Annotated in this window: 16 protein-coding genes; 8 read left to right on the top strand and 8 right to left on the bottom strand. The window is 41.5% G+C overall.

Going from position 1 to position 20,820, the window contains the following annotated elements; translation table 11 throughout:
* Positions 1 to 14: 14 nt before the first annotated feature.
* The 3 genes from Q1W14_RS20315 to Q1W14_RS20305 all read right to left on the bottom strand — a co-directional run bounded on the left by Q1W14_RS20315 (position 15) and on the right by Q1W14_RS20305 (position 2,604).
* Complete coding sequence (locus Q1W14_RS20315; RefSeq protein ID WP_300704509.1) at positions 15 to 749, bottom strand: MBL fold metallo-hydrolase; 735 nt, start codon at positions 747 to 749, stop codon at positions 15 to 17.
* Between the two features lie 79 nt (positions 750 to 828).
* Positions 829 to 1,533 carry a pirin family protein gene (locus Q1W14_RS20310; RefSeq protein WP_300704507.1) on the bottom strand — a complete coding sequence of 235 codons (705 nt, stop codon included), beginning with the start codon at positions 1,531 to 1,533 and terminating at the stop codon, positions 829 to 831.
* A gap of 66 nt (positions 1,534 to 1,599) precedes the next feature.
* The gene (locus Q1W14_RS20305; RefSeq protein ID WP_300704505.1) at positions 1,600 to 2,604 is read right to left on the bottom strand and encodes a 2-hydroxyacid dehydrogenase; all 1,005 of its coding nucleotides are present in this window, start codon (positions 2,602 to 2,604) and stop codon (positions 1,600 to 1,602) included.
* A 469-nt stretch (positions 2,605 to 3,073) separates the two neighbouring features.
* Here Q1W14_RS20305 and Q1W14_RS20300 point away from each other — a divergent pair, with 469 nt between their 5' ends.
* Positions 3,074 to 4,480: an outer membrane beta-barrel protein gene (locus Q1W14_RS20300; protein WP_300704503.1), complete on the top strand. Its 1,407-nt coding sequence runs from the start codon at positions 3,074 to 3,076 to the stop codon at positions 4,478 to 4,480.
* A gap of 85 nt (positions 4,481 to 4,565) precedes the next feature.
* On the opposite strand, the gene Q1W14_RS20295 is transcribed toward Q1W14_RS20300, so the two are convergent.
* From Q1W14_RS20295 to Q1W14_RS20275, 5 genes are all read right to left on the bottom strand, one after another.
* Positions 4,566 to 5,843 carry a DcaP family trimeric outer membrane transporter gene (locus Q1W14_RS20295; RefSeq protein WP_300704501.1) on the bottom strand — a complete coding sequence of 426 codons (1,278 nt, stop codon included), beginning with the start codon at positions 5,841 to 5,843 and terminating at the stop codon, positions 4,566 to 4,568.
* A 178-nt stretch (positions 5,844 to 6,021) separates the two neighbouring features.
* Positions 6,022 to 7,149 (bottom strand): glycosyl hydrolase family 18 protein, encoded by a 1,128-nt coding sequence (locus tag Q1W14_RS20290; RefSeq protein WP_300704500.1) that lies wholly within the window; start codon positions 7,147 to 7,149, stop codon positions 6,022 to 6,024.
* Between the two features lie 6 nt (positions 7,150 to 7,155).
* Positions 7,156 to 8,073, bottom strand: a complete 918-nt coding sequence (locus tag Q1W14_RS20285) for a hypothetical protein (protein ID WP_300704499.1) — start codon at positions 8,071 to 8,073, stop codon at positions 7,156 to 7,158.
* Positions 8,074 to 8,101: 28 nt separating this feature from the next.
* The gene (locus Q1W14_RS20280; protein ID WP_300704498.1) at positions 8,102 to 9,892 is read right to left on the bottom strand and encodes a RagB/SusD family nutrient uptake outer membrane protein; all 1,791 of its coding nucleotides are present in this window, start codon (positions 9,890 to 9,892) and stop codon (positions 8,102 to 8,104) included.
* 15 nt (positions 9,893 to 9,907) lie between these two features.
* Positions 9,908 to 13,141, bottom strand: coding sequence for a TonB-dependent receptor (locus Q1W14_RS20275; protein WP_300704497.1), 3,234 nt, complete (start codon positions 13,139 to 13,141; stop codon positions 9,908 to 9,910).
* 666 nt (positions 13,142 to 13,807) lie between these two features.
* Here Q1W14_RS20275 and Q1W14_RS20270 point away from each other — a divergent pair.
* The 7 genes from Q1W14_RS20270 to Q1W14_RS20240 all read left to right on the top strand — a co-directional run.
* A complete protein-coding gene (locus tag Q1W14_RS20270; protein WP_300704496.1) occupies positions 13,808 to 14,488 on the top strand; it encodes a queuosine precursor transporter in 681 nt (226 codons plus the stop codon).
* A 4-nt stretch (positions 14,489 to 14,492) separates the two neighbouring features.
* Complete coding sequence (gene queC / locus Q1W14_RS20265; RefSeq protein ID WP_300704495.1) at positions 14,493 to 15,149, top strand: 7-cyano-7-deazaguanine synthase QueC; 657 nt, start codon at positions 14,493 to 14,495, stop codon at positions 15,147 to 15,149.
* A 19-nt stretch (positions 15,150 to 15,168) separates the two neighbouring features.
* A complete protein-coding gene (queF, locus tag Q1W14_RS20260; RefSeq protein WP_300704494.1) occupies positions 15,169 to 15,624 on the top strand; it encodes a preQ(1) synthase in 456 nt (151 codons plus the stop codon).
* 58 nt (positions 15,625 to 15,682) lie between these two features.
* Positions 15,683 to 16,357, top strand: coding sequence for a DUF4476 domain-containing protein (locus Q1W14_RS20255; RefSeq protein WP_300704493.1), 675 nt, complete (start codon positions 15,683 to 15,685; stop codon positions 16,355 to 16,357).
* 303 nt (positions 16,358 to 16,660) lie between these two features.
* A complete protein-coding gene (locus Q1W14_RS20250; RefSeq protein WP_300704643.1) occupies positions 16,661 to 18,958 on the top strand; it encodes a TonB-dependent receptor in 2,298 nt (765 codons plus the stop codon).
* Between the two features lie 42 nt (positions 18,959 to 19,000).
* Positions 19,001 to 20,401 (top strand): DUF4374 domain-containing protein, encoded by a 1,401-nt coding sequence (locus tag Q1W14_RS20245; RefSeq protein WP_300704492.1) that lies wholly within the window; start codon positions 19,001 to 19,003, stop codon positions 20,399 to 20,401.
* A gap of 67 nt (positions 20,402 to 20,468) precedes the next feature.
* Positions 20,469 to 20,820: PepSY-associated TM helix domain-containing protein (locus Q1W14_RS20240; RefSeq protein ID WP_300704491.1), on the top strand; the 352-nt coding region annotated here is incomplete at its 3' end.

Below are 20,820 nucleotides of genomic sequence, written 5' to 3'. Positions count from 1 at the left end.
TATTAAATGATTAATTATTGATTGTCAATGTTGAAACTTTGCCCCCGGTGTGTAATGGAGAGGAAGCGGCACCCTTTGCTTTCAGCAAATTGCCGGAAAGCGTCGCCTCCCTGATAATCCTCACTGAAGTGCATCGGTACAAAGATAGCGGTTTTTATCCGTTCTACGAATTGTTCTGCTCCGCGCATGTAGTCTTTTCCGATACGGCTATCTACGGGAAACATAGCTAGGTCTACCGAAGGAGCTATTTGTTGCAGTGTTTTTACTTCTGCAAGGAAGTCGCCTTCAGCTTTACGTATTTCTTCGGGAGTAGACTCTTCGCTCCAATGCCAATTATTCAGGTCACCGGCATGGAACAGGCGTTTGCCTTGTAAATCGATAAGGAAAGAGATACCCACGTCGGTAGAGCCGAATGCTTCGATTCGAATATTCTCATCTTCATAGATATCACCTTTGTTGATGAATAGGGCATCTTCTGCCGAAGCGCGACGATGCTTTAGGATATCTTTGGAGAAAATGTACCGAATATCGGGGCGAAGGGCTTTCCAAGAAAGAATTTCGCGGTTAAAGTGGTCGGGGTGGAAATGAGAGCACAGCACGTAGAGTATGCCCGGTTTTTCCAAGAGATAGTCATGGACGATACCTTTATTATAAACCTCTTCCGAAGAGTCTTTATAGTAATCGATAATGACCGTCACACCGTCCGCTTCAATCGCGAAACCGCTATGATATATATAATCAAGTTTCATATACAGATTAAATTATAGCGCAATATTACGAAAAACGCTACACAAACTTCCGTTTAAGCTGTTATTTTATGTCAAAGGTTTACATTGGAACCTCGATAAAGAGTATATGAGAGTCTTTAAATGTTTCCAATTCAAAACTGTGCGTTTCGTATACTCCTAAGCCGTCACGGCGTGAAAGCACGGTATCGTCCACTTTAACTTCACCCTCTATGAGGAAAATGTAGACACCTCCATGTGACTGATGCAGATGATATTCAATCTTCTTACCCGCTTCTATTTCACCGATGGAGAACCAGGTCTGTTGCTGTAGCCGAGCCGGTGCGTCATTATCGGGGGACACTATTAGCGACATCTTATTTTTATGCAGGAATGGGCGGATATCATAATCCTTATATACAGGAGGGGTACCCAGTTTTTCCGGCATTATCCAGATTTGCAGGAATTCTGCAGATTCTGTTTCACTGCCATTCATTTCGCTGTGGTAAATACCTGTACCGGCACTCATTGTTTGGATGTCTCCTACGGTAATAACGCGGCTATTCTGATGGCTGTCTCCATGCTTTAGTTTTCCCTTTAGAGGTATGGAGATGATTTCCATATTCTTATGTGGATGAGTTCCGAAGCCTTTGCCCGGTGCTATACGGTCGTCATTGAGCACGCGCAAAGCACCGAAATTCATGCGGCGTGGATTATAATATTCATCAAAACTGAATGTATGATGGCTGTCCAGCCAGTCATAAAGGGAACGTCCCCGACTTTCTGCTTTGTCTAATACCTTTTTCATGATTCAATATTCCTTTATTAATAGTTTATCTTTGAATAACAGTTCTATAGCAGTAAAGTTTAATTTTTAATGCTTTACTTCATTATCTAAAGGTTTGTGGTTCATGAAGTCTTTGATGTTTTGCAAAGTAGTTGACGCAATATTAGCCAACGCTTCACGAGTGAAGAATGCCTGGTGCGAAGTGACGATTACGTTATTGAATGATAGTAGGCGGGCCAGTGTATCATCATCAATAATCTTATCGGACTGGTCTTCATAAAAATACTCACTTTCTTCTTCGTATACATCCAGTCCTGCTGAGCCGATTTTCTTGTTTTTTAAACCTTCTATCAGTGCATTGGTATGAATCAGTTGTCCACGTCCGGTATTGATAATCATCACGCCGTCTTTCATTTTACTGATGGAATAGTCATTAATGAGATATTTGGTCTGTTCCGTCAACGGGCAGTGCAGGGAAATGATGTCCGAACTGTGATAAAGCTCGTCTAAAGAAGTATAAACAACCTGGTTCTCACGAGCAAAATTATAGTCGGGGTAGAGGTCATAAGCCAGAATGTTCATACCGAATCCCCGTAAGATATTGATAAGCTTTTTGGCGATTTTTCCGGTGCCGATGATACCTGCCGTTTTACCATGCATATCAAAACCTAATAATCCGTGGAGTGAGAAATTGCCGTCACGGGTACGCCAGGTGGCACGTGGAATTTTCCGGTTTAGCGACAACATGAGGGCAACGGTATATTCTGCCACAGCGTAGGGGGAGTAAGCAGGAACACGAACTACGGTTATGCCGTTTTCGGTTGCTGCTTGCAAGTCTACATTATTATACCCTGCACATCGTAATGCCAGAAGTTTGACGCCATTGGCTGCCATGAGTCGGATTACTTCGGCATCAGCCGTGTCGTTTACGAAAATACAGACTGCATGTACGCCTTGAGTTAATATAACGTTATGCTTGTTGAGATGACCTTTATAATAACGAAGTTCAAAATCGAATTCCTTATTCTTTTCATTGAATGATGCCTCGTCATAAGGCTTGCTTCCAAAAAATGCGATGGTGTATGATGCCATAATTCTATAATTTTAGAGTAATACTCAATAAGAAAAAACAAGCGCAAGGTTTATAAAGTTCACTTCGAAAGAGAAGATAAGTTTTTTTGTGGCTAAGATTATTGTTCTTCCTGCCTAACATTAGTTTGTTTGCTACCTAAGTTTATATCTTTCCACCATGGGGTACTTTTCTTTCCACCACGGTGGAATGAAACTTTCCTCGTGATGGAACGAAACTTTCTCCATGGTGGAAAGAATAAGCTTTAGTTATCTTTTTCCTTAATCGTGGCGAGGAAAATCTTTAAAAGTAGCGAGGAAATTGCTTAGTATAAGTTGTCATATATAGAAGTTGTGGTGTTAGTTTGTTTCACTAGAAACAATTGAAATTTTCAATTAATGTATTCTCGCCTTGCTATTTTCTGCACAAAATGCTTTTTTGTGTGCTGTATTGTTGTAACTTTGCGCCCGAAAACAATTAAAAAAGATTTAGATGAGAAAAATTTCGTTGATTGGCATTGTGATGCTGATCGTTTCAATTCCAACTTTTGCGGGAGGTCTCTTGACGAATACAAATCAACATGCTGCTTTTCTTCGCATGTTGTCTCGTGGTGCTACTACTGAGATAGATGGTGCTCTGTCTAATCCAGCAGGTTTGGCTTTTTTGCCGAATGATGGTTTCCATGTCTCTGTGAGTATTCAGAGTGCATTCCAAACGAGAAATATTGATGCCAGCTTTATGACATATAATGGATTAACCATGGGTGAAGATGGAAAACCGGTTATTGTAGATGGGAAACCGATACCTACCGCATCTCCAAATCCGTTTAATAAATATTATAAGGGAAAAGCTGCTGCGCCTGTTATTCCCAGTGTATTTGCTGCCTATAAGAAAGGTGATTGGACTATCTCGGGTTTCTTTGGTATCACCGGTGGTGGTGGAAAGGCTTCGTTTGATGATGGTCTGCCTATGTTCGAATCGATAGCTATGGCAGGTATCTTCCAAGGTAGTATTCCGAAATATCTGACCGGGCAAAGCCCTGCTCTCGCTACTCCCGGCATGTACGACATTAACAGCGCTATGGATGGTAAACAATATATCTATGCTTTGCAGTTAGGACTGACTTATAAAATAAATGATTGGCTTGCTGCTTTTGCAGGTGGACGCATGAACTATTTTAGCGGTGGTTATGTAGGCTTTTTGGATGCCAAATTGAAACAGAACTTTGGTGGTGGCGAATTGATGCATTTAGCATTGGATTGCGATCAGACCGGTTGGGGATTTACTCCTGTTATCGGTGTGGATGCCAAGTTAGGCAAATTGAATATTGGTGCTAAATATGAGTTCAAGACGAACCTGAATATTGAAAACAATACAAAGAATATTGAATCAACAGCGGAAACAAGCGCATTGGATCCTTTCAAGCATGGTGTGAATACTCCTAATGACATCCCTTCTATGCTTTCTGTGGCGGCTGCATACGAGTTTCTTCCAGTATTGCGTGCATCAGTAGAATATCACTTCTATGATGACAAAAATGCGGGAATGGCCGGTAACAAGCAGAAATACTTGACAAAAGGAACGAACGAATATTTGATGGGTATCGAATGGGATGTAATCAAAAGACTGACATTAAGCTGTGGTGGTCAGATTACAGATTACGGATTGTCGGACGACTTTCAGAGTGATACCAGCTTTTCTTGTGATTCCTATACACTGGGTTTCGGAGCAAAGGTGATGTTAAGTGAAAGAGCCAATCTGAATGTCGGTTATATGTGGACCAACTATGAAGATTATACTAAAACTTCTAAAAACTATAATGGTACCGGATTGCCTGGTACGAATGTATATAGCCGTACCAACAAGGTATTCGGTGTAAGTCTTGATTATAGATTCTAAATTCACAATCCTTTTATAAAGGAGAAAGCCGTCTCAAACATTGTGTTGAGGCGGCTTTTTCTATTTTAATTACGACCTATTGAATTTAGAACGAATACTGAACCAATAAATTAAAACGGTTGGCATGATTCGTTGAGTTGTCGAAGTTTGTACGCCAGCCGCGCAAGTATTCAGCACCTACCTGCATGTTCGGAGTTACGTTCCAGAACATATTGGTTACCAGATATTGTCCATAGCGATAAGTGCTTGGTTCGTTATTAGGATAACCGTTGTCCGAATAAAGACGTGACATACTATAAGTGGTGGAGAAGAATATTTTAGAACAGAGGTTATACTGCAATCCTGCATACCAGCCTAACATAGGCAATGCCTGCATCTTACCGTCTTTCTCAGGATTGGGTACGATGTCTACATTCAGATTACTGATATCATTCAGATATTGACCGATACCTTTTCCATAATTAACCTGACCGAATACCTGCCATTTCTTACCCATATTGAAAGTTGTAGAGGCTTGTACACCATATCCTGTAACGCTGGATGCTTTATCGCTTTCGGTGCTGGTATAAGTCATGCTGCGAACGATACCTCCGACGCGCAGGTGACTGCTGTTGTTCCAGCCATATTGTGCATACGCTGTAAAGTCCGGCATGCGTTGCTGGGCAATGTTGAGTTGGTTGTTGGTTGTACCGTCTACGACAGGTGCTTCGATAGAAGCGTTGAAACGGAAGTTCTTTAATCCTTTGTAGGTGTATGCCAATTGTGTGGCACGATAGAATGTGGCACCGTTAGGACCTTGGAAGTCGATGGTAGAAGGAAGGGCACCTAAGTCCATGAAACCACCATAATTGTATCCCACTGTGATGTTGCGGAATGACATGTAGGCATTGCGCAGTTGGAAAGTTTTGTTTCCGCCCCGGAAGTTACCGGCAGTATAGACAACAAAATCACCTAGCAGTCTGGTGTGTCCAACCAGTTTTAAGAAGATAGTGGCTGTGCTGGCATCCATCTGGAACTGGTTTTTGATTTTACTACTGTTTGGAATGTAAGCAGGAATAAAGTCGATATTATCTACAATACCGCCAAAGTCATATTCGCCGGTGGCACGTACATAACCGCCGATACCTAAAGCGAATTTTCCTTGCTTGTCCATCAACAAGAAGCGAGGGGCTTTCGGGTCATGAATGTAAGACAATTGCGATTCATTCATGATACGGATGATTTCGTCACCAGCTTTGTCGATGGTGACCATGACAATGCCGTTAGAAGACTCGTCATCAATAACTACATTCTTTTGAGCGTAAGCTGTAGTTGATAGACCGATGCCGCACATCAGCATCATTGTTTTTAAGATTGTTTTCATTTAAGTTAGGTTTTGGTGAATGTGCTTTCAACAACTTAAATGAAAAAAGGTTTAAGTGGGTATGTTAATAGGAAGGAGGTTATTCCGGCAGTATTTCTGTGTTGAATGAAGATCGCTTACAAAATTACCCTTACCCATATTTGCGAAATAACCTCCTAAAAAAGATGTGTTAAGTTAATTATTTTTTCATAACAGCATTCCATAGTGCTCTGCGGAGCGTACCTATATTGTCATCGGCATCATAATCCCAAGCCATCATACCTTTCATTCCGAGTTGTAACAACCATTGCCCTTTAGCTGCAATACTACGTGGGTTGTCGTAACCACAGTAAAATACGCCATTCTTGGTAACGTATGGAACTTCTCCTTCTCCATCCCAGTTGTCAATAACATAACCGTCATTTTTACTCAGATTGAGAAGATCCCTGTAATTGATGCTGCCACCGGAATTGAAGTTCGCTCTTCCATAGAAAGGAATGCCTAGCACTAATTTGCCAGCAGATACACCGGCGTTCAAATATTCATCTACAGAGCGTTTGCAGTCCCAATATGCACTCGGTTTGTTTAGTGCCGATTGGTGCTGCGGTGCACTTGCCAAATCATAGGTCATGATATTGACGAAATCTACATAAGGGTCTACAGCTTTTACATCGATGTATTTGTAGCCTTCTCCCTGAGGCTGTTTATCCATGCAGTAACCTGCATAGGTCAGCAAGATGGAATGACCCAAAGTTTCCCGTAACTCTTTCATTAATAGAGTAAAGTTATCTACATCAACCAATTCATCGTAGGCATTGCTTCCAAAGCTCATACCGGGAAATTCCCAGTCGATGTCGATACCATCAATGCCTTCGCTTCTTACAAAGTCCTTACAGTCTTGTGCAAATTGCTTACGCATTGCCGGATTTTTGGCCAAAGCCGAGAAACCTCCATCCTGACCATTGTCCGAGTTGGAAACGCTATTGGTAAAAGATAGTAATATCTTTACGTGAGGGTACTTACTCTTGATGCCTTTTACTTTGTCAAAGCGTGCTTTGTCACCTTGTAAACTGAATTTTTGATAAACTCCCTCTTTGATGTAAAGTTCGGCAAAAGCATAGTTGATGTGAGTCAGATATTTGGCATCGGGTATGGAGGTACCATAATAAGTGACATAGCCCAAAGCAATGCGTCCGTCTATCTGCTCTGCCATTTCTGTATCACCGCTTTCATCTCCCGGGGCTTGAAGCCCGGGAGTGTAGTCGTCATTATGACATGCGGTAAATAGTAAGACAGTAGTAATGACGAGGAATATTATTTTTTTCATAGGCTCTTATTCGGAATCGGTTTCGGATTTGAAGTAAGCATACCAGCCACTATCATCCCAATCGACACCACCACTGTATGTACTCGGATGATAGATAGTAATATAATTATTATCCAAGGTTAATAGCCAGAATTTATTACTGCCGGCCTTTTGTCCATTGTCGTCAAACTCGCCTCCGATAGTGGGGATAGAGGTTATCAGTTCTCCAAGTACACCTTCTTCAGGATTGTCGTGCGTGAAAGAGAAAGTCCCTTCGGCTTTTAAATTGCCTTTGGCATCATAGGTAGTCATTTTGTTTCCATTGAATTCGAACACCATTGACTGATCTCCTGCTTCTGCGGCAGTAACATTAGCCCACCACATAAAATTAGATTCCGGAGTATAACCAGCACTTGTATATTTCCAACCGCCATGTGCACCCATGTTGCAGACAGAACCCCAACTGACTTCGCGGAACTTCCATGTTTTCTTTGCAGATTTATCACTTTTGTCGACTGCATTAGTGAAATAAGTAGACCACTCGTCGAATACATTCGTAACACTAATATTCACAGGATCGGTCTGGACAATCTTATTCGCTGATATTCCTACATAGTAAATCTGGAAATCTCCATTTGATTCATAAATCAGTGTATCATGATCGGTGACTATCGTCTTTTCATTGGCACCCCACTGTAAGTGCCAGCTGCCGCCGATGTCCGGACGCGAATTTTTAAGAACGACATATTGGTCTCCCTTCACTACTCCGTCCTGATTGGAGAATGGTTGAGTAACGGATATGGCGGATTGTAAAGCCTCTTTGGTGATAGGACTTCCGGCATCAGTGACATATTTATCGCGTAAATCTTCATCTTCAATAGGGTCACATGCAGTCACAATGAAGGCTGAAGTGAGCATTGCTATTAATATTTTTGTAGCTTTCATATTGGCTTAAATTATTAGTTAATACTTCTTACATATTATTCCAATCAGAGAACTGGGCAGATGCATCCCAACCCGGATTTTGTTCGAGTACTCCATTGGATATGTCGATTTCATCTTGAGGAATAGGCCAATAACCTTGTGTGGCTTGTAAACGTTTCTTGTAGTCGAATTTAACCATCGGAACTACAGTTGCAGCATTGATTACGTTAAATCCGGTTTGTTTGTTAAGTAAATTTCCAGCCTCTTCAAGTGAAGAACCCGACCAGCGCAAGATGTCCCACCAGCGGATAGATTCGAATGCTAATTCCCAGCGGCGTTCCTCTTTGATAGCATCTAAAGAGTAGGCTATCGGAGCGAGATGTGAACGGGCGCGTACTTTATTCAGGCCGGAGGCATCTTGTTTGAGTTCGGATTGCATAAGAAGTACATCGGCAAAACGAATGTGAATCAGGTCGGCAATCTGAAGTAATTGCTGGGAAGTCTGTGAGGATATTCCCGGAAACATTTGCTTGCCGAAAGGTTCGATATTTCCATTGTTATAAGAGTTGATATTGATGTATTTCTTTTGGAAATATCCGGTTTGCTCAAAATAACGATAAGATACGGTATATTCCGGTTCTCCTTTATCCAGACTGCAATCCATTAGGATATTGCCATCTGTATTGGGGTCGAGAGCTTTATAAGACCAAATAGAACCGGTCAGACGTGGATCTTCCTTATAGCCATCTGTATAGGTTTGCTTGGAAGCCCACTCTTTCCATTCGTTGACCATTCCCGGTGATACCGGACCTGCTCCCCAACCTGTTCCGAATGGGTAACTTGATTTGTTGGAGTAATTGTCGGCAGAGGGTGAATAGAATTGTGCACAAGTGTTAGAGAACCAAGTATAAGTCCAATTTGATTTCAAATTATGTTTGTTGGCGAATAAGGTTTCATCGGAACTATTCCCTTCCCATTTCAGTTTATGATCGATTACATATTGATAGCGGAAATTTTGATCGTTATCTTCGGTTGCTTCATTCGTGTATGCCCAGATATTACGCTGGTCGGAGACTAGTTTGTGCCCTGAGTTGTTTACGCAATCGTCTATCCATGTTATCACTTCTTCTTTTGTGGTACCATTGGGCAATGTTGATTTTTCATAACGTCCGGTGTAGTATAAGAATACACGTGCCATCATAGCCTCTGCTGCATATTTGGTTGTATGGCCTGCCAACTCCGAACCTTTTGAATAAATTTTGTCCGGCATCATCTCTATGGCATTTTTTAAGTCCGAAGCTATTAACGTATATACTTCGTCTACAGAAGCGCGAGGAAGATTGGTACTTTCCAAAGTTGTACGCAAAGGTACTCCTCCAAATACTTGCGCCAGTTCGTAGTAGGCCATGGCGCGTAAGAAATGGGCTTCGCCGAATAACCGTTTATGTTCGGTTTCGCTGGACCATGATTTTACGTTATCCATGGTATTGATGGCGTTATTGGCGCGGTTGATGAGAGTATAACAACGGTCCCAGATTCCGGAAAAAGTATTCAGGTTTCCGCTGTACATTAGGAAATTGGTAGCGCAGTTGTTGGAGTAGGAGAGGTTACCTCCCAAACAGTCATCACTTGCCAATTGAGCTATGTAATATTCGGAAGATGATTCCGGACTTTCAAATAACAAATGGGCGTATATTGCTGTAACCATTTCTTGTGCATCCTTCTCTGTTTCGGGGAAGTTGGCAGTTGTTTTCTCGGTCAATAGTTCAGAGTCCAGGAAGCTATCACATCCCGAAAAGAGAACTAGTACTGCTGATGCTATGAATAATATCTTTTTCATAAATTCTTCGATTGATTAAAATTTTATATTTAAGCCTATCATGTATGTACGAGCACTTGGGTAGTATCCTAAGTCGATTCCCGATGCCCAGCCATAGTCGTCGCCTCCATAACCTATTTCAGGGTCCATACCTGAATATCCGGTGAAGGTGAAGAGATTCTGTGCCGTTAAGTACAGGCGCAATTGCTGTAGAGGTATTTTCTTGAAGGCTTTTTTGAAATCAAACCCTATGGTGATATTCTTGATTTTCAGGTAGTCGCCATCTTCAATGTAGATATCAGAAACTCTGTTCCAGTTGGAACTGGATGCACTGGAAAGTCTGGGGAACTTGTTGGAAGTTCCTTCACCGTGCCAGCGTTGGAAGACTTCTGCTGTATAATTGTTCAATGGCGAGGAAGAGAAGTCGCGATAACATTTAAGAATTTGTTGGCCAAATGCACCGTAAGTAGTAATAGCAAAATCTATTGCTTTCCAACTTGCATTCAGTCCTAATCCCATTGTTAAGTCCGGATTAGGATTACCTATCATGGTGCGGTCATTGGCATCGAGACTTCCGTTATGGTCGGTGTCTGCCCAGATAACATCGCCTGGTTGAGTCTTGTTGCCATTCAGTTTAGGACCTTTATAGTTATCGATTTGCTCCTGATTTTGGAAGATTCCGTTACTCTTGTAACCGTAGAAATAACCGATCGGTTTACCTACTTCTGCACGGAAGCATTCTTCTGCACCTTCCCACAAGACGCTACCACTGCCATGAATAATACCGTCTTTATTGGCAATCTTAGTTACTTCATTCTTGTTGTGGGCAAGAGTTAAATTAGCTCCATACTGGAAATCTTTCCCAATATTATCGTTCCAATGAAATCCTACTTCGATACCTGTATTTTTTACATTACCGCCATTAACAGATACGGCATTGGCACCAAAAGAAGAAAGTACAGGGGCGGTTACCAACCAGTCTCTTGTATTCTTATTATACCAGTCGAATTCAAAGCCTAAGCGGTTATTGAAGAACCGGGCATCCAGACCAATATTTAATTGTTCCTGAGTTTCCCAAGTCAAATCAGGGTTAGTTAACCGGTAAGCATAAGAACCGGTACTAATCATATCCATTGAATCGCCGAATGGATAGCCTCCATATCCGTTATTAGAAGTAATCAGTGACAGATACTGGAAAGTAGAAACATTACAGTTACCGTTTTGTCCCCATGAAGCGCGAAGTTTCAAAAAGTCCATCCACTTTATGCTGTTCATAAATGATTCATTACTGATAACCCAGCCTGCTGATACTGATGGGAAATATCCCCAACGATGTCCGCGTGCAAAAGTAGAAGAACCATCACCGCGCATAATTACAGAAGCTAGGTATTTTTCTTTATAGTTATAATTGATACGTCCGAAGAAAGAGGCGATGGAGCCTTGACCGTTGGGACTACCTTTTAATGATTCGGTGCTGTTAGAAGTCAGAGGAACATTGGATAAGTATGCGTGTTTAAAGTCATAGAAGTTGGAACCGATAGCTGCTCCACTCATTTCTTCTCCCATACCCCATTTCTCAATGCTTTGGCCTATTAATACGTCAATATTATGATTGCCGATATTGAATATATAGTTTGCTGTGTTGTCCCATGACCAACGGTTGTATAGCGACATGGATTGAGTGACTTTATCTTCTGCATTATTTAAAGAAGCACTCAGATAGTCAAATCTCGGCAGATAAGAACGATAACTTGAAGCTCCCATGATATAGCCGAACTGACTCTTGATACGCAAATTTTTGATGGGTTGCAGTTGGGCATAAAAACTGCTTTGCATGTAGTGTGATTTACTTATATTCTGATTCATGTAATAATCCAGATAAGCAATCGGGTTTTTGTTAGCTCCGTTGGAAATATCCCACTTATAATTATCATTCTGTTGATCTGCATAAAGATAATAGTTGCCTTCAGAATTGTAAGCATGCATTAGGGGGCTCATGATTAGCATATTATGTACACCATTCCAATAAATGCCACCAGTACCGAAAGAACCTTCAGTTTGAGAGTATTTATAGTTGATTGTTTCGCCAATCTTTAAGAAATCGAGATTTCCCTTTTTGATGACTACATGATCTGAATTTACGCGGAAATTATAGCGGTTCATGGTAGGAAATGCATCCGGAACTCCCATTGTGGCTTCTTGGTTGGTATAGGCAAGACCTATTGCGTATGTTGATCGTTCTGTTCCGCCGGTAATGTTAATGGCGTGATTTTGAACTAAAGCATCCTCATTCAATGTTTCTTTTAACCAGTTTGTGCCTTTCCATGTACCGTTTTGGATGCTTTGTAGATCTTTGGCGGGAATGAATGTGGCCCAATTATACGGGCTTAGGCCATCCATTACTCGGCCTTCATCCTGCATGGTCATATATTCCTGAGCATTAAGGATTGTAGGAATCTTATAAAGATTTTGTACGCCGACATAACCATCGTATGATATTTGTGAAACTCCAGCTTTACCTCTTTTCGTAGTAATCAGGATAACACCATTAGCTGCCCGTGCTCCATAAATAGCGGCTGATGCGGCATCTTTCAAAACATCCAATGACTCAATATCGCTAGGATTTAGTCCGTCGATACTACCATTAGCAACTCCATCTACTACATAAAGAGGAGAGAAGCTACCTGTAGTACCTATACCACGGATGTTTACTTTGAACCCGGAACCTAAAAAACCATTATTTTGAGTGATGTTAACACCGGGTGACTGGCTTTGAAGAGCTCCTAAGGCGTCAATTGTGTTTAGTTTAGCGATATCTTCTCCTTTCACTTGTACGGTAGCGCCGGTAACTAACTTTTTCTTTTGTACACCGTAACCGATAACAACTACTTCTTCGAGTATTTCAGAGTCTTCTGTGAGGGTTATTTTCATATTGGCATCAGCTTTGACTTCCAGAGTTTTATAACCAATATAAGAAATAACCAGGGTGGCGCCTTTTTTAATGTTTAGTGAGAACTTTCCATTTAAGTCGGTAATGACTCCATTAGTAGTGCCCTTTTCTAAGATACTTGCTCCAATGATAGGTTCTCCGTCTTGATCGACAACTATACCACGGGCAGTTTGAGCTTGCATTTGTTCCGATATCCCTAATAAAATATCTGAACTGGCTTCGATTGCCAAGACATTGTTGCTTCCTATAAATAAGGAAGTGATGGCAATTGCTGTGAGGATTTTGTTGTTTAACATTCCTCGTTTACGATTTTCATTCATAAATAGATGTTTTTTTTGTTTAAGCTGATGAAACTTAAAATGAATTAGATTGAACAAAGGATGACATTTTTATTATGTCTAAGAAAATATGATGTAAGTCATAGGCATGTATTGTTTTTTAAGGTTAATACTATAATTAAGGTATATTTTTGCTGCTATTAAAGATGTGTTCCAGTGTATTCGGATTACTACTATCAAATATAAACCTTATTTTCATCATTTAAAATAACAAAAGCATACTATTAAAACATGTTATGTATAGTTTTATATGCTTAAGGAATTTGTGTGAATAAAAAAATGTTTGAGAATAAAGTAGCTTGCATATCTTCAACTTTATATTAAAATGTATTAATGATTTGTTGATTAGTAAGTTATGTGTGTTTGGTTTAATTATATGTAGTATATGTTTACTAAATTAGTATTGATTATTAGTGTTTGTTAACTATATCTGAGGTTTGCATGGATCATCTTGATGATATTGAAAAATAAAATAGCTCTCCAGATATAGTTAAAAAAATAATATTTGCCTTTTACGAAGTTTAATTTATTGTTAGCGAATAAAATTCTACTTTTAAAATATTCTGTTTATCTTTGCGCCGAATTAGAAAAGTATGATGCCGTGAATAGCGGTCGTGTATTCTAGAACACCACGTAAAAAACAGGAATATGAAGCAAAAAGTATCTGTACCTTTTATGCTGCTGGGCATTTTATTTAATGTCTGCCTGATTGCAGCAAATCTTCTTGAAACTAAAGTTATCCAGGTTTTCGGTATTACCGTGACTGCTGGGTTGATTGTATTTCCTATCTCTTATATCATTAACGATTGTATAGCCGAAGTATGGGGCTTTCGCAAGGCACGATTGATTATTTGGAGTGGTTTTGCCATGAATTTCTTTGTGGTGATGTTGGGCTTGATTGCTGTAGCTTTACCTGCTGCACCTTTTTGGGAGGGTGCTGACCATTTTAATTTTGTCTTTGGTATGGCGCCACGTATTGTTGCTGCCAGTCTGATGGCATTTTTGGTAGGTTCATTCTTGAATGCATACGTGATGAGTCGTATGAAGGTAGCTAGTGGCGGACGAAATTTCTCGGCACGTGCTATCTGGTCTACGGTAGTTGGGGAGACAGCAGACTCATTGATATTCTTTCCAGTAGCATTCGGCGGAATTATTGCATGGAAGGAGTTGATGATTATGATGTGCATCCAAGTTCTGTTGAAGTCTTTGTATGAGGTGCTGATACTGCCCATAACGATACGGGTAGTAAAGGCTATTAAGAAGATTGATGGAAGTGATGTTTATGATGAAGGAATCTCGTATAATGTTTTGAAAATCAAAGATATTTAATTGTATGAATAAAGATGCGGCTTTGGTTGTGTTCAGCGGTGGGCAGGATTCAACAACTTGCCTCTATTGGGCAAAACGCGAATTTAAGAAGGTGTATGCACTGAGTTTCTTGTATGGTCAGAAACATCGGAAGGAAGTAGAATTGGCGAGAGAGATTGCTGTTAAGGCAGGGGTGGAATTTGAGGTGATGGATGTTTCATTCATCGGCAAGCTGGGACAAAATTCGTTGACCGATACCAGTATTGTTATGGATCAGGAAAAGCCGGAAGATAGCGTACCCAATACTTTTGTTCCGGGGCGTAACCTTTTCTTTTTGAGTATTGCTGCTGTTTATGCTCGCGAACATGGCATTAATCATATTGTTACGGGAGTATCTCAAACTGATTTTAGTGGTTATCCCGATTGCAGGGATGCTTTTATCAAATCACTCAATGTGACGCTAAATCTGGCAATGGATGAACAGTTCGTTCTTCATACTCCATTGATGTGGATTGATAAGGCACAAACGTGGGCATTGGCGGATGAACTGGGAATACTCGAACTTGTACGCAATGAAACGCTTACTTGTTACAATGGTATTCAAGGAGATGGTTGTGGACATTGCCCTGCCTGTACACTTCGCCGGGAAGGGTTGGAGAAATATTTAGCAAGTAAAGTTTAACTTTAATAATTATCTTATTATGACTGAATTAAAAGAGCAACTTTCTTTATTAGGAAGAACCACTGAATATAAACAAGATTATGCTCCCGAAGTATTGGAGGCTTTTGACAACAAACATCCTGAAAACGATTATTGGGTACGTTTTAATTGTCCTGAGTTTACCAGTCTGTGCCCGATTACCGGACAACCGGATTTTGCGGAAATACGTATTTGTTATATTCCTGACATCAAGATGGTGGAGAGTAAGAGTTTGAAACTCTATCTTTTCAGTTTCCGCAATCACGGAGCTTTCCATGAAGATTGTGTAAACATTATCATGAAAGACTTGATTCGTTTGATGAATCCTAAATATATTGAAATAATTGGTATCTTTACGCCGCGTGGAGGTATATCCATTTATCCGTATGCCAACTATGGCCGTCCCGGTACGAAGTTCGAACAGATGGCGGAACACCGTTTGATGAACAGAGAATAGGCGATGGTATTTAGTGCATGAGGATAAGAATAAAATCATTCATCAACACACATTTATTATGCGTAAAATTTTAGTATGCATCTTTCTTCTGTTAGCTGTTTTATCAGTGAAAGCACAAAGGGTTAGCGGCATTAGTATTGACGGAGGAAATAATCCGATTCTTGTTTTTATTGGCGATACTCAGATGTGCTTACCTACCACTAGCTGCTTCGTGGCTAATCTGAAGCCGGGTTATTATCAGATTGAGGTTTATGCCAGTCGCATTGCCCGGCAAGGAGAACGTACATGGAAAGGTCAGAGACTTTACAATCAGCGGGTTTATTTCAAGGGATCGGGTGTGCAAGATATTAATGTGGATACTAATGGAAATCATCGTCCCGGGGGAAGGCCCAATCAAGGTGGTGGAAGCTTTGATTATGAGGAAGATGACAATGTAATGAGTACAAGACTATTCGATTCTTTCTTTAAAACAGTGCAAAATGAGAGTTCTGCTGCCGACCGTATAAAAGTGATTAATTCAGTAATAGGTACTTCTGATTTTACTTGTGCCCAATGCTTGCGGCTGACGGGGCTTTTTTCTTATGACAATGATAAGATGATTATAATGAGAAAGATGTATCCGTATCTTGTGGATAAACAAGCATTTTTTAGTCTTGTTGGTGCGCTGAAATATTCCGAAAGCAAGGACGCTATGAATAAATTTGTGAAAGAATACAATGCTTCTGCCCAATAATAATGAATAAGTAAATAGACCGATCTTATATTTGGAAGAAAGCCTTCTTGCCCATGTTGGGGTAAGAAGGTTTTTCATTTAATATACCTATCAATAGCTATTGCAACATACCTGTTTATTGGAAAATCGTGACTGATAATTACCTATAATAAGCGATTGTGTACCCGGTTGCTAATTATGACCTTTGCATCCGGTATTAGTAATCATATTAACAGTCATTGAAAGTTGAAAACAACTACATTAAAATTAGCTATTTTGTTGCTGTGCTTCATTTCTGTTTCTGCCTATGCACAGGAGAAAGGAATGATTTCGGGTAGAGTACTTTCTACAGAGAAAGAAACAGTAGATTTTGCAACCGTTTATTTGAAAGGCACCAGCTATGGAGGAACCACGAATCACGAAGGTATCTACCATCTGAATGCTCCTGCCGGAAATTATACTTTGATCGTATCAGCTGTGGGATATAAAACGGTAGAAAAAGCAGTAGTGCTTACTGCCGGAAGCCGGGTGAAACAGAACTTGACAATCACTCCTGAAACCCAACAACTGGACGAAGTAACCATCGTTTCTACAGGAGTAAGCCGGGTAAAACGCTCACCCTTCAATGCTGTGGCAGTAGATACGAAAGAACTACAGAATACTACTAAGAACCTGAGCGACGCCCTGACCAAAGCACCTGGCATGAAGCTCCGTGAGTCGGGTGGGGTAGGATCGGACATGCAACTGATGTTGGACGGATTTAGTGGCAAGCACGTCAAGGTATTTATTGATGGTGTGCCGCAAGAAGGTGTGGGAAGCTCTTTCGGGCTGAACAACATTCCCGTGAACTTTGCCGACCGCATCGAGGTATATAAAGGAGTAGTACCTGTGGGCTTCGGCACCGATGCTATCGGTGGGGTTATCAACATTGTGACCAACAAGAAGCGCCGTCGCTGGTTCCTTGATGCTTCTTACTCGTACGGTTCGTTCAATACACATAAGTCGTATGTAAACTTCGGACAGACCTTCAAGAACGGTTTTACATACGAGATCAATGCTTTCCAAAACTACTCGGACAATGACTATCATATCTATGCTCCTGTAGAAAACTTCGAGACCGGACAGATAAACCGTAACAAGAAGGAGCGTGTGAAGCGTTTCAACGATACGTTCCACAACGAAGCCATCATCGGAAAGGTGGGCATACTGGACAAATCGTGGGCAGACCGCCTGATGCTGGGCTTTACCTATTCTAATATGTATCAGGATATACAGACGGGTGTTCGCCAAACCATTGTCTACGGACAGAAACATCGCAAGGGACATTCACTGATGCCCTCCTTAGAATATGGCAAGCGTAACCTTTTTACCAAAGGATTGGACGTAGTGCTGACTGCCAACTATAACAAGAACTTGACAACCAACGTCGATACCGCAACTTACAAATATAACTGGTTGGGAGATAAGAAACTGATGAACTCCCCCGGTGAACAATCTTACCAGCACTCCGAAGCGAATAACAACAATTGGAATGGTACTTTCACCGCCAACTACCGTCTTGGACGGATGCATACTTTCACCTTCAACCATGTATTGAATGCTTTCAGTCGTTCCAATACTTCGTTGCTTGCCAAGGAAGCCGTGTCCGATGCCATTGCCAAAGAGACTCGCAAGAATATTTCCGGCTTGTCCTACCGACTGATGCCGTCCGAACACTGGAATCTTTCAGTGTTCGGCAAGTATTACAATCAGTATGTGGCTGGTCCTATAGCAACGAATACCAATCAGGATAACTATGAGCGTACCACTCGTAGCGTAAGTTCTATGGGTTATGGCGCTGCCGGAACTTACTTTATCCTGCCCGGCCTGCAAGCCAAGTTGTCCTACGAAAAGGCATTCCGCCTGCCCACTATCGAAGAGATGTTCGGCGACGAAGACTTGGAAATGGGTGACATCGGCATCAAGCCTGAAAATAGCGATAATGCGAACTTCAATCTGAGCTATACCCGTAGCTTCGGCAAGCACTCCATCTATGTAGAAGGCGGATTGGTGTATCGTAATACAAAAGACTACATCCAGCGCAACATCGCCGACCTGAGCGGAGGCAAATATGCCGCCACTTACATCAACTACGGTAAGGTATTGACCAAAGGTTTCAACATCTCGGCACGTTACAGCTTTGCCCGTTGGGTCAGCGTGGGTGGTAATTTCACGCAGATGAATGTGCGCGACAATATGAAGAAGTCCATTTCCAGCAATGCCGATAATCTAGGTTACGGTGAGCGCATGCCGAACCTGCCGTATATGTTTGCCGATTCTGACGTGACCTTCTACTGGCGCAACTTGGGGCAGAAAGGCAATACGCTGACGGTGACTTACGATAATCAATATCTGCATGGCTTCTCTTATTACTCGGACTTCTTGGGTTCGAATAAAGGCGATTATGAAGTCCCCAGCCAGTTCTCACACAATCTGGCACTCTCTTATAGCTTGAAGAACGGACGTTACAACGTATCCTTTGAGTGCCGCAACTTTACGGACGAGAAGCTATACGATAACTTCAGCCTTCAGAAAGCCGGACGGGCATTCTATGGTAAAGTAAGGGTATATTTCGGAAATTGAGATAAATGATGATTTAGTTTTAATATAAAAGGTAAAAACAACATGAAAAAGAATTTCTTCTTAACAGGAATGATAGCCACTGCTTTGGCAGGATTGGCAATGACCGCTTGTACTGACTCTGACGATGTAACCGGTGGTGGTAATAATAAAAATAAAGGTGAGTTTGTGGTTGCCGCAACGTATAAAGGCAACAATGGCGATGCTAATGTTTTAATGACCGCCGAGGTATTGGACGGTGGAAGTGTATCTCCCGTTAGCAACGGTTTGCTGAATGACGGAGCTACTCAGTGGGTGTTCTATAAGGACCAATACCTCTATGCCTTGACTTATAATCAGGGAAATGCTTCTACTACCCGTTCCTATATCCTCAACTCGAATAACGAAGTAGTAGCTCGTGACTATGAATTTGCTTCCAAGAGATTTACTACTTTCGGTATCTTCGACCAGTACATCATCACCTCTTCTACCGGCGACGGAAGTACGGATTATGTCGATGCCAACGGCTATCTGCCCAAATCCTTCCTGCTTTCTTACTTCGATGTAACAGCAGAGACTTATGTTAATAACGATACCAAAGATAAAAGCTATATAGCAGAAAACTACTTGGGTAACGGCGAATATGTAACTTTGGCAGGTATCTTGGAAAACAACAACAAGCTCTTCAGTGTGCCTGTACCGATGGGATTGAGCCAGTATGGTTCTTCGGTAGACGGTGGCAAATATATCTTGCCGGGCAATAAAGACTTGGTGAAGACCGAAGACGGCGGCTCTAACAGCAGCAGCTACAAGAAAGGCGAATTGCAGTGGACACAGTACCCCAATGAGTGCTGGGTAGCCATCTATGACGATGCTACGTTCAAAACCAAGAAGCTTATCAAGACAGATAAAATCAGCTACGCCTGCGGTCGCAACAAATCTCAGTATTACCAGACCATCTGGGCTGCGGACAACGGTGATGTATACGTATTCTCTCCGAGCTATGCCAAAACCATGAAAGATGCCCGTCAGCAAACCAATCTGCCTGCCGGAGTAGTGCGCATTCCTAGTGGAAAGACTGAATTCGATGATTATTACTGCAACCTCGAAGAGCAGTCCGGTGGAAAATCTTTCGTACGTTGCTGGCACCTCTCTGACGATTACTTCCTGATGTTGATGTACGATCGTCCTCTCACCGAGACTGGCTTTACTGCCAATCAGCTTGCTATTTTCAAAGCAAGTACCAAGAAGCTGACGTACGTAACAGGTCTGCCCTCTACTGATTTGATTTCGGGTTATGGCAATGCTCCTTATTCTGACAATGGTGTAGCTTACATGGCAGTGACCACTACTGAGGGTTATCCTGCTATTTACAAAATAGATCCGGCAACTGCACAAGCTACGAAAGGCTTGATAGTAGAAGGCGAACAAATCAACGGTATCGGTAAACTGAGTTCTAACCGTTAAAACTTGCTTCCCCGCAGCCCTCTCTTTTTGAAGAAGAGCTGTGGGGAGATTTCATAAATTGATTAAGATGAAAAGACTCTTTCATAAAATACACTTATGGTTGTCAGTACCTTTTGGATTACTGATTTCAATTATCTGCTTTTCGGGTGCCGTCTTAGTGTTTGAAAATGAAATTATGGAGTGGTGCCAGCCTGAACTTTATTATGTAAAGAAGGTAGGGAACGCCCCGCTTCCAATGGAGACACTGTTGGCGGAGGTGTCAGATGCTTTGCCGGACAGTGTTTCGGTGACAAGTGTAAGTGTTGCTTCCAATCCCGAACGTGCTTATCAGATTGCTATTTCTTCGGGACGCCGTGCTTCTATTTATGTAGATCAGTATACGGGTGAGATAAAAGGCAAATATGAACGGTCAGCGTTTT

This window comes from Bacteroides sp. (genome assembly GCF_030151085.1).
Lineage (GTDB): Bacteria > Bacteroidota > Bacteroidia > Bacteroidales > Bacteroidaceae > Bacteroides.
This window is presented reverse-complemented; position numbering and strand designations above follow the sequence as displayed.